The 10,225-nt window shown below is 66.4% G+C and carries 11 protein-coding genes; 2 read left to right on the top strand and 9 right to left on the bottom strand.

What is annotated here, in order from left to right:
- Positions 1 to 14: 14 nt before the first annotated feature.
- The 3 genes from J2T07_RS09690 to J2T07_RS09680 form a co-directional block, all read right to left on the bottom strand.
- The gene (locus tag J2T07_RS09690) at positions 15 to 221 is read right to left on the bottom strand and encodes a zinc-finger domain-containing protein (protein WP_167031395.1); all 207 of its coding nucleotides are present in this window, start codon (positions 219 to 221) and stop codon (positions 15 to 17) included.
- 163 nt (positions 222 to 384) lie between these two features.
- Entirely contained in the window at positions 385 to 975 is a 591-nt protein-coding gene (locus tag J2T07_RS09685) for a YceI family protein (protein ID WP_306849359.1), read from the bottom strand.
- Between the two features lie 68 nt (positions 976 to 1,043).
- Entirely contained in the window at positions 1,044 to 1,637 is a 594-nt protein-coding gene (locus tag J2T07_RS09680) for a malonic semialdehyde reductase (RefSeq protein ID WP_306849357.1), read from the bottom strand.
- A gap of 135 nt (positions 1,638 to 1,772) precedes the next feature.
- On the opposite strand from J2T07_RS09680, the gene J2T07_RS09675 reads away from it, so the two are divergent.
- Positions 1,773 to 2,738, top strand: coding sequence for a mitochondrial fission ELM1 family protein (locus J2T07_RS09675; protein WP_306849355.1), 966 nt, complete (start codon positions 1,773 to 1,775; stop codon positions 2,736 to 2,738).
- A 120-nt stretch (positions 2,739 to 2,858) separates the two neighbouring features.
- Here the strand turns inward: J2T07_RS09675 and recG are convergent, their stop codons facing one another.
- The 4 genes from recG to rpoZ form a co-directional block, all read right to left on the bottom strand.
- The gene (gene recG / locus J2T07_RS09670) at positions 2,859 to 4,976 is read right to left on the bottom strand and encodes an ATP-dependent DNA helicase RecG (protein ID WP_430539336.1); all 2,118 of its coding nucleotides are present in this window, start codon (positions 4,974 to 4,976) and stop codon (positions 2,859 to 2,861) included.
- 17 nt (positions 4,977 to 4,993) lie between these two features.
- Entirely contained in the window at positions 4,994 to 5,377 is a 384-nt protein-coding gene (locus tag J2T07_RS09665) for a RidA family protein (RefSeq protein ID WP_306849353.1), read from the bottom strand.
- 8 nt (positions 5,378 to 5,385) lie between these two features.
- Positions 5,386 to 7,569, bottom strand: coding sequence for a RelA/SpoT family protein (locus tag J2T07_RS09660; RefSeq protein ID WP_306849351.1), 2,184 nt, complete (start codon positions 7,567 to 7,569; stop codon positions 5,386 to 5,388).
- A gap of 112 nt (positions 7,570 to 7,681) precedes the next feature.
- Entirely contained in the window at positions 7,682 to 7,972 is a 291-nt protein-coding gene (gene rpoZ / locus J2T07_RS09655; RefSeq protein WP_306849349.1) for a DNA-directed RNA polymerase subunit omega, read from the bottom strand.
- Positions 7,973 to 8,149: 177 nt separating this feature from the next.
- On the opposite strand from rpoZ, the gene J2T07_RS09650 reads away from it, so the two are divergent.
- Positions 8,150 to 8,977, top strand: coding sequence for an MlaA family lipoprotein (locus J2T07_RS09650; protein WP_306849348.1), 828 nt, complete (start codon positions 8,150 to 8,152; stop codon positions 8,975 to 8,977).
- A 272-nt stretch (positions 8,978 to 9,249) separates the two neighbouring features.
- On the opposite strand, the gene J2T07_RS09645 is transcribed toward J2T07_RS09650, so the two are convergent.
- Together J2T07_RS09645 and J2T07_RS09640 are read right to left on the bottom strand one after the other, a co-directional pair.
- Complete coding sequence (locus tag J2T07_RS09645; RefSeq protein WP_306849347.1) at positions 9,250 to 9,546, bottom strand: STAS domain-containing protein; 297 nt, start codon at positions 9,544 to 9,546, stop codon at positions 9,250 to 9,252.
- Complete coding sequence (locus J2T07_RS09640) at positions 9,543 to 10,223, bottom strand: MlaC/ttg2D family ABC transporter substrate-binding protein (RefSeq protein ID WP_306849346.1); 681 nt, start codon at positions 10,221 to 10,223, stop codon at positions 9,543 to 9,545. Before J2T07_RS09640 ends, J2T07_RS09645 begins: the two co-directional genes overlap by 4 nt.
- Positions 10,224 to 10,225 lie beyond the last annotated feature (2 nt).

Below are 10,225 nucleotides of genomic sequence, written 5' to 3'. Positions count from 1 at the left end.
CACGTGGGGGCCGATCAGTCTTTCAGGACGTAGGTCGCGCCGCAATAGGAGCACTTCGATGTGCCGCCGTCGTCCTCGATGGGCAGATAGACACGCGGATGCGAATTCCACAGGTACATGCCCGGCATGGGACAGGACAGCGGCAGGTCGGCTCGGGTCACTTCGTAACGATTTTCGGCGTTCGCCGGGATCAGCGGGGCGGCCGCGGGATTGGGGCGCATGGGAAAACTCCGACGATGCGGTGGAACCGGGGATAAGAGGCGATGTTAGCAGGAACGAAATGCCGGGCGTGACGACGCGGCGGGAGGCAACGGCACCGCCGGAAACGAAAAAACCCGCGCCGTCACCGGCGCGGGTTCGGCTGCCTCGCGTGAGGCGGGCGGCTTACTTCTTTTCGGCCGAGGCGTCGTGCGCTTCGGTCGTGATGCGGATCTTGATCTCGTCCGAGACGTTCGGGACATATGCGCCCACGCCGAAATCCGAGCGCTTGATCGTGGTGGTGGCGTCGAAGCCGACCGTCTGCACCTTCATCATCGGGTGCGGGCCGACCTTGTTCAGGCTGACGTCGAGGGTGACCGGCTTGGTCACGCCGTGGACGGTCAGGTCGCCGGTGACCTTCAGCTTGCCCTTGCCCGCCGGCACGACCTTGGTGCTCTTGAAGGTGACGGTGGGGTACTTGGCGGCGTCGAGGAAGTCGGCCGACTTCAGGTGCTCATCGAGCTTGGGCACGAAGCTGTCGAGGCCCGAGAGCGGCAGGGTCGCTTCGACGGTGGCCTTGGACGGATCCTTTTCGTCATAGACGAGGGTGCCCTGGACCTGGCCGAGGTTGGCCGTCGGGTTGGAGAAGCCGAAGTGGTTCCAGCTGAACAGGACCATCGTGTGGCCCGGGTCGAGCGTGTAGGTGACCGGGGCGGCGACGGCGGTGCCGGCGGTGGCCAACAGGGCGGCGAGGGCGACATAACGAAGAGCGCGCATGGTGTATCTCCTGCAGTGAGGTGGGTACGGCGGTTGACGGCGGGACCGTGCGGTCACCGCGGGAAGAATCAGGCGATTCGTGCGGCTTCGTCGAAGTCCAGGCGCGGCAGGCGTTCGAACAGGTTCTTGTCGGGATCGCCGTAGCCGATATTGACCAGGAAATTCGACTTGACCTGGGTGCCCGCGAAGAACTCGGCGTCGACGCCGGCCTGGTCGAAACCGGACATCGGACCGCAGTCCAGGCCCAATGCGCGGGCAGCCATGATCAGGTAGGCGCCCTGCAGCGAACCGTTACGCGTGCCGGAGGACTGGATCATCGGCTCGTTGCCGACGAACCAGACGCGCGCGTCGGCGTGCGGGAACAGCTTGGGCAGATGTTCGTAGAAAGCGAAATCGGTGGCGACGATCGCGGTGACCGGTGCCTGCATGGTTTTTTCGACGTTGGTCTCGGAGAGATAGGGCTTGAGCCGCTGCTTCGCGTCCTGCGATTTCACGAAGACCACGCGCATCGGCGAGGAGTTGGCCGCGGTGGGGCCGAATTTCGCCAGGTCGTACAGCCGGTGAAGCTGCTCGTCGGTCACCTCCTTTGGCAGCCACGCGTTGTAGGTGCGGGCCTTGAGGAAAAGCTGGTCAAGCGAAGCATCGGTCAACGGAGCACTCATGGGTATCCTTGTACAGTGATGGCCTGCCGAAACACCGGCATCGTTACAGTGTAAGCGTCACGACGCGATCGTGGACAAGCCAGCCAGGGAACGAACTGTGCGGAAATCGACAACAATCAGGGGGCGGGGCGCCACGTGAACACGCTATCGCACGAGTCCTGCTGGGTCGTGACCGATGGCGCCGCCGGCAACCGGCGCCAGGCACTGGCCCTGGCCGAGGCACTGACGCCGTCGATCCGGGAGATCATCGTCCAGTTGCGCGCGCCATGGTCGTGGCTGGCGCCACGGAACCTGCCAGGCGCAAGGGTGGCGCTCGGGCGCAATGAGGATAGCCTGTTACCGCCGTGGCCGAAGCTGGCGATCGGGTGTGGCCGCCAGGCGGCCTGGGCCACGCGGCAGATCCGCTGCTGGTCCGGCGGAGCTACGCTCGCCGTGCAGATCCTCGATCCGCGGATCGATCCGGCGCACTGGGACCTCGTGGTGACGCCCCGGCACGATGGCTTGCTCGGGGACAATGTGCTCCATTCGCTGGGGTCGCTCCATCCGATCGACGACGCCTGGCTGGCCGACGGGCGTGACGCCTTCGCGCAATTCGCCGCCCTGCCCGAGCCACGGCTCGGAGTGCTGATCGGCGGAGACCGGCACGGCTCGCGGCTGGAGCCCGCCGCCCTGGATGCCTTCCTCGCGGCGACACGAGCGCGGCACGCGGCGGACGGTGGATCGATTCTTGTCGCCGCGTCGCGGCGTACCCCGGCTTCGAGCCTGCCACGTATCCGCGAGGCCTTCGCCGGATTGCCCGGCGTGGTCTGGACCGGCAGCACCGATGGACCGAATCCGTATCCCGGGATCCTCGGCTGGGCGGACCGGCTGGTCGTCACCCCTGATTCCGTGAACATGCTTTCGGAAGCCTGCGCGACCGGACGTCCCGTGCATACCCTCGTGTCCGCGCCGCTACCCGAGAAGCTGGCACGTTTCCACGCCGAGCTACGCTCGGCCGGGCTGTTGCACGACATCGACGCGGTTACCGCCGAGCGGCAGGCCCCATTGCGTGAAACCGCGACGATCGCTGCGGAAGTGCGCCGGCACCTGGGAGTGGCCTAGCCAGCCCCATCGCCGACAGGGTCGGCTCCCACCAGGCATGCTCCCAGCCCGGCAGCCCCATCGCAAGACCCGTTTGGTGGGAGCCGACCCTGTCGGCGATACAGGCCGCCTCGGTCCGGCTCAGGCATCCACATACCGAGCCGCATCGCCCACCCAACGCGCGATCAGCAACTCGCAACGCGCGGGATGGTCCTTCATCATCGCCTCGGCTACACGCTGCACCTCGGGCATGAGGTGCGCGTCGCGCGCGAGGTCGGCAATGCGGAACTGCAACTGGCCGGTCTGCCGGGTGCCAAGTACCTCGCCCGGGCCGCGCAGTTCGAGATCCTTCTCGGCGATGCGAAAACCGTCGTTCGTCTCGCGCATCACCTGGAGGCGTTCCCTGGCCAGGCGCGACAGCGGTGTCTGGTAAAGCAATACGCAATTGGATGCGATCGCCCCACGCCCCACCCGCCCGCGCAACTGATGCAATTGTGCGAGGCCGAGCCGCTCGCTGTTCTCGATCACCATCAGGCTTGCATTGGGTACGTCCACGCCGACCTCGATCACCGTGGTGGCCACCAGCACAGCGAGGTCGCCCGCCTTGAAGGCGTCCATCACCGCCTGCTTTTCCTTCGGCTTCATGCGCCCGTGGATCAGGCCGACCGCCAGGTCCGGCAGCGCGGCGGTGAGTTCAGCGTGCGCCACCTCCGCAGCCTGCGCATTGAGCTGTTCGGATTCCTCGATCAACGTGCACACCCAGTACACCTGGCGGCCCTGCATGCACGCCGCGTGGATGCGTTCCATGACGTCGAATCGCCGCTCGTTCGACAACGCCACGGTCTGCACGGGCGTGCGCCCCGGTGGCAATTCGTCGATCGAGGAGACGTCGAGATCGGCATAGGCGCTCATGGCGAGCGTGCGCGGGATCGGCGTCGCCGTGAGCACGAGCTGGTGCGGAATCAGTTCACCCTCGGCACCCTTGTCGCGCAGCGCCAGCCGCTGGTGCACGCCGAAACGATGTTGCTCGTCGACGATGACCAGACCCAGCTTCGCGAAGGCCACGCCCTCCTGCATCAATGCGTGCGTGCCGACGACGACGTGCGCTTCGCCACTCGCCGCGCGGTCGAGCGCCTTCTTGCGCGCCCTGCCCTGCACCTTGCCGGCCAGCCACTCCACGTCCAGTCCCAGCGGTTCGAGCCAGGCGCGGAAGTTACGCAGGTGCTGCTCGGCAAGCAATTCGGTCGGCGCCATCAGCGCCACTTGATAGCCACTTTCCACGGCGGCGACGGCAGCCAGCGCCGCGACCACGGTCTTGCCGCTGCCGACATCGCCCTGCACGAGGCGCAGCATGGGATGGGCACGTGCGAGATCGCGCGCCACCTCTTTCGACACGCGCGCCTGGGCCTTGGTGAGGGCGAACGGCAGTGCCTCCAGCAACCGGTCACGCAGCGCGCCGGCACTTTTCAGCGCCGGTGCCTTGCGCTTCTTCACCGCCGCGCGCATGCGCCGCAGGGTGAGGTGCTGGGTCAGCAGTTCCTCGAAGGCGAGGCGTTTCTGCGCGGGGTGCCTGCCCTCGCCGAGTTCGCGGAGATCGACCTCCGGTGGCGGCCGGTGCACGTAGAGCAAGGCCTCGCGCAAGGACGCCAGGCCCATCGGGCGACCGATCGACTCGGGGATGAGTTCCAGCCTGTCGTCCACCGGCAAGTGGGCCAACGCCCGCGAGACGAGGCTGGCCAGCCGCCGTGGGCCGAGACCTTCGGTGGTCGGGTACACCGGTGTCAGCCGCTCGTCCACCACCACCGGTTCGTCGGGTTCGATGCGCTGGTATTGCGGATGGACGATTTCCAGGCCCTGTGGCCCCTGGCGCACTTCGCCGAAGCAAAGCAGGCGCGTGCCCTTCGGCAACTGGTCGACCTGCGACTTGCGGAAGTGGAAGAAGCGCAGCAGCAGCACGCCGCCGGACTCGTCGCCGATGACCACCTTGAGTTGCGGCCGGAAGCGGAAGCCACGCTCGACGAACTCGACGATGCCTTCCACCTGCGCGCGGTCGCCGGGTCGCAGGTCGGCGATCGGCCGCACCTGGGTGCGGTCTTCGTAGCGCAGGGGCAGATGGAACCAGAGATCCTGCACCTCGCGCAGTCCGAGCCTTCCCAGCGTCTCGGCGAGCGCGGGGCCCACGCCGCCGAGCGTCGTCAGCGGCGCGCGCCCGGGGTCCGCCATCGGCGCGGCGGGAATCGGCGATGCATGGCGAGCCACGGAAACCGCGCTATGGCTTACGGCAGGACGAGGATCGCGTCGACCTCGACCTGGGCACCCTTCGGCAGGCCCGAGACCTCGATGGTCGAACGCGCCGGATACGGCTGCTGGAAGTACTCGGCCATCACCGCGTTCACCGCGGCGAAGTTGCCCAGGTCGGTGACATAGATACCGACGCGGACGATGTCCGACAGCTTGCCGCCCGCGGCCTCGGCGACAGCCACGAGGTTGTCGAAAACACGGCGGGTCTGCGTGGCGATGTCGCCTTCGACAAGATGGCCGGTGGCCGGATCGAGAGGGATCTGACCCGAGAAGTACACGGTGTTGCCGGCGCGCACGGCCTGCGAATACGGGCCGATGGCCGAAGGTGCCTTGTCGGTGGCGATGGTGCTGCGGGTCATGGGATGTCCTAGAGCGGGTGGCGGTAGACGCCGCTGACCACGCCCGTGCGGCGCACACGGCGCATCACGTCGGCGAGGTGCTTGCGGTCCTTCACCTCGATGGCGAAGAGTAGCGTGGCCGCGGTGCTGTCACGCTCGATGTATTCGACGTTCTCGATGTTCGAACCAGCGTCGGCGATCGCGGCGGCGACGGTGGCGAGCACGCCCGGGCGATTGAGTACCTCGATGCGCAGTTCCGCGCGGTAGTCGCCCGAGACGTCACGATCCCATTCGATGGCGACGATGCGTTCCGGCGTCTTGCGGAACTCGGCCACGTTGGGGCACTCCACGCGATGCACCACGATGCCCTTGCCCGAGGACAGGAAACCGATGATCTCGTCGCCCGGCAGCGGGTGGCAGCAGTTACCGAAGCTGAGCACGCCGCGCTCGGCGCCGCTGATGCGGATTTTCTCCGCCGAATGCTCGGCGGGCGCCGGCGTGTGGCTCTCGCCCGGACCGAGCAGCGCCACCAGTTGCGTCGCTACCTGGTCGGCGAAACGGTTACCCAGGGCGATCTCGGACAGGAGTTCTTCCAGGCGCTTGAGCTTGGCGTCCTCGAGGAAGCGGTCGAGCGTGGCGCCGGGGATGGCATCCAGGCTGAGCCCACGGGCATCGAGGGCGCGGTCGAGCATGCGGTGGCCGAAGTCCACGGCATCCTCGTGCTGCAGGTGCTTGAGGTATTGGCGTATCGCCGTGCGCGCCTTGCCGGTGACCACCGCCTCGAGCCATGCGGGATTGGGCACGGCCGATGGCGCGGTGATGATCTCCACTTGCTGTCCGGATACCAGGCGCGTGCGCAAGGGCACCAGCTTCTTGTCGACGCGCGCGGCCACCGCGTGATCGCCCACGTCGGTGTGCACCGCGTAAGCGAAGTCGAGCGCCGTGGCGTTGCGCGGCAGCGAGAAGATGTCGCCGCGCGGCGTGAACAGGTAGACCTCGTCGGGGAACAGGTCGATCTTGACGTTCTCGAGGAACTCCGACGCCGATGGCGTGTTCGCCTGGCTGTCGGCCAGCGCGGAAAGCCACTCGCGCGCCCGTGCCTGCGCGCTGTTCGCCGGGCCGGAATCGCTCTTGTAGGCCCAGTGCGCGGCCACGCCGCGTTCGGCCACCGACTCCATCTCCGAGGTGCGGATCTGGATTTCGATCGGCGCACCGAAGGGGCCGAGCAGCACGGTGTGCAGCGACTGGTAGCCGTTCCCCTTGGGGATGGCGATGAAATCCTTGAAGCGGCCATCCACCGGCTTGTACAGGCCGTGCACGGCGCCGAGCGCCATGTAGCAGTGCATGGCCGAATCGGTGATGACACGGAAACCGTAGACATCCATGAGTTGCGCGAACGACTTGTGCTCGTTGCGCATCTTCGAATAGATGCTCCACGCCGACTTGATCCGGCTCACCGCGCGGCCGGGAATCTTCTCAGCGGCGAGGCGGCCTTCGAGCGCCATCTCGATCTTGGCCATCGCCTCTCGGCGGTTGCCGAGGGCGGCACGGATGCGCTCGCCGATGATCCGGTGACGATCCGGGTAAAGCGCCTTGAAGCCGAGGTCCTGCAGTTCGGCCTTGAACTTGTTCATGCCGAGGCGTTGCGCGATGGGCGCGTAGATCTCCAACGTCTCGCGCGCGATGCGCCGGCGCGACTCGGCATCCTTCGCACCGAGCGTGCGCATGTTGTGCAGTCGATCGGAAAGCTTGATCAGGATGACGCGCAGGTCGCGCGCCATCGCCAGCAGCATCTTCCGGAAGCTCTCGGCATCGGCTTCGGCACGGCTGGAAAAACGCATCTTGTCGAGCTTGGTGACACCGTCGACCAGTTCGGCCACGGTTTCACCGAAGGCACCGGCCAGCTCCGTCCGTTCGAGCTTGGTGTCTTCGAGCGTGTCGTGCAGGATCGCCGCGATGATCGTCTCGGCATCGAGGCCGAGCTCGGCGAGCACATGGGCCACGGCCACCGGATGGGTGATGTACGGCTCACCGGACTTGCGGGTCTGTCCTTCATGGGCGGCGGCGCCGACCAGGAAGGCCTTGCGGATACGCAGCACCTGCTCATGTGGCAGGTAGGCGCCCACACGGTCTTCCAGTGCCTGCGCATAGGGAGGCACCGGTCCGTCATCGACCACGTCGGTCAGTTTTTTTTTCGCAGGGATGACTTCCATGGGAGAACCTCGCGCCCTCAGGCCGCGGAGCCTCCCGCACGCGGCCTGGCTAGCCGCGCGTCAGCGTGCGCAGGGTGAGGATGAATGCAGGGCCGACAACGACCCGGCGTCATCAGTCATCTCCGCCCTTCGAGAGGTCGTCGTCCACTTCGGTGGCGGCCCACTCGAGGGCTTCACGCTCGGCACGTTCACGGGCGGCGCGGTCGATTTCGTCGATCATTTCGTCGCTGACGCGGCGATCGGCGATCTCGCGCAGGGCGAGCACGGTCGGCTTGTCGTTGTTCGGGTCGAGGGTCGGTTCGGCGCCCTTGGACAACTGGCGCGCGCGCTTGGTCGCCATGAGCACGAGCTCGAAGCGGTTGTCGACTACCTCGAGGCAGTCTTCGACGGTAATACGGGCCATTTCAAATCCTTGACAATAAAGATACTTCTGACCGTGCAGTTTAGCCGCCCGGCCCGTTGGCTGGCAATCGGGGGAGGGGTATCATGCGCGGTTCTGACCAGGACGGACGGGCCCTTCGTGCAAATAATAATACCGCGCGGTACACTAAAGCACCGCCCCACCCCTAAAGCCACATCGATGCGCCCCAGAACCCTGCAACGGACCGTCCGCACCGCGTTAGGTCTCCTCGCCGCCGCCCTGCTGGCCGCCTGCCATATCGCTCCCCCGCGTACCGACGATCCGAACGAGAAGTTCAATCGCAAGGTCTACGCCTTCAACGACTCGCTGGACAAGGCGATCATCCGCCCGGTCGCCGTCGGCTACCGGAAGGTGACCAACCCGCCCGTACGCACGGCCATCAGCGACTTCTACACGAATATCCGCTTGCCGGTGACGGTGGCCAACGACCTGCTCCAGGCCCGGCCCAAGCAGGCCTTCCTGACCACCAGCCGCTTCGTCGTCAACCTGACGATCGGCTTCCTGGGCTTCAAGGATCCCGCCAGCCTGCTCGGCCTCCCGCTGGAGCAGAACGACTTCGGCGTGACCCTGGCCCGCTGGGGCGTGCCCGAGGGCGACTACCTGGTGCTCCCCTTCGTGGGCCCGACCACGGTCCGCGATGTCTGGCGCCTGCCGGTCGACAGCTATTTCTTCGATCCGCTCAGCTATTACACGCGTAACCACGACTTCAAGTACGGTCAGCAGTACGTGCCGCAGGTCCTGTATCTCGTGACCCTGCGCTCGCGCGGCATCGATGCGGAAAGCTTCCTCGCCTCCGCCTACGACCCGTACGTATTCATTCGCGACGCCTACCGCCAGCAGCGCCTCTACAGCATCTATTACGGCAACCCGCCGCCGGAAGCCATCGAGCAGATGCAGGGCCTGAACGACAGCAAGGACTTCGACCCGGACAAACTGCTCGACGAGCAGCACAACTGGGAACGACAGAACGGCGAAAAGCAGCAATGACGAAAAGGGCCCCTCGGGGCCCTTTTCTTTGGTTCCTCGCGGAAGCTTTGGAAGGGCACTTCAGCTCGGCTTCGCCCTCGCATTGGGTTTGTGCGTGGCGAGGGAGCTGCCGGGCGCCACCCTCGGCGCGACGGTGTAACCGGAGCGACGAGGGTGGCGGCCGACGGCTCTGCCCCGCCCTGCCCGCTATCGCGGGATCGCCGACAGGGTCGGCTCCCACCAGGTCGGGTCACACTTGGGCTGCAGGGCCACATGGGGCCACATTGGGTGAATTAGAAGAAGGAGTCGACGCCGGAGACGCGTGCCAGGGCTTGCAGGCCGGCGGGCGCATGGGTGACCGAAAGCGCCCTGCCCTGGCTGCGGGCATGGGCCAGCAAGGCCAGCACGGTGGCGAGACCGGCACTGTCCACCTGGGATACCCCACCCAGGTCGAGGTTGACCTGCCGGCCGCTGTCCAGCTGGTGGCGCGCGGCCACCAGGGCGTCGGCCGCGGTGGCGAAGGTGAGCGCGCCGGAGACCGCGAGGGTCTCCGGCGCCGGGTTGCCGAACTGGAACGCCGGCAAGCTCACTTGCGGGTGGCGCCGGTCTGTTGCTGCATCTCGTCGATGGCCGCCGAGCCCTTCTGCTCGAGGTCGGCGGTCAGCTTGTCCAGGCCTTCTTTCTTGATCTCGGCGTCGACCTGGTTGCGGTAGTTCGTGATGTACGAAATACCCTCGATGATCACGTCATAGGCCTTCCAGTCGCCCGTCTTCGACTTGCGGAACGCATAGTCGACCGAGACCGACTTGCCGTCGTCGAGCATCACCTGCGTACGCACGACCGTGCGCTTGTTGTTGAGATCGCCGCTGAACGGAAGGACCTTTACGCGACCACGGGTGTAGTTGAGCAGGCCTTCCGCATAGCGATGGGTGATGGAGTTGTAGAAGGCCTTGGCGAAGCGTTCACGCTGCTCGGGCGAGGCCTTGGAGGCATTCTGGCCGAGCACGAGGATCGACGCGTAGTCGATATCGAAGTGAGGAAGGAACACGTCGTCGATGACGGCGATGAGCTTTTCCTTGTCACTCTTCAATTCGGCCTGGTGGCCCTCGATAGCCTTGGCGAGATCGTCGGAAATGGTCGCGACGATGCCCTGCGGCGACTGCGCGTCCACCGGCGCGGCCGGCGCGGGCGCGGCCTGCGCGAGGACGGGCGCGGCGGCCGCCGTGGTCATGGCGAGGGCGAGGGCGAGGGAAAGCTGACGCAACATGC

This window comes from Luteibacter jiangsuensis (genome assembly GCF_030812295.1).
In the GTDB taxonomy this organism is placed as follows: domain Bacteria; phylum Pseudomonadota; class Gammaproteobacteria; order Xanthomonadales; family Rhodanobacteraceae; genus Luteibacter; species Luteibacter jiangsuensis_A.
Note: the sequence above shows the minus strand (reverse complement) of the source record. Positions and strands in the feature narration are given on the sequence as shown.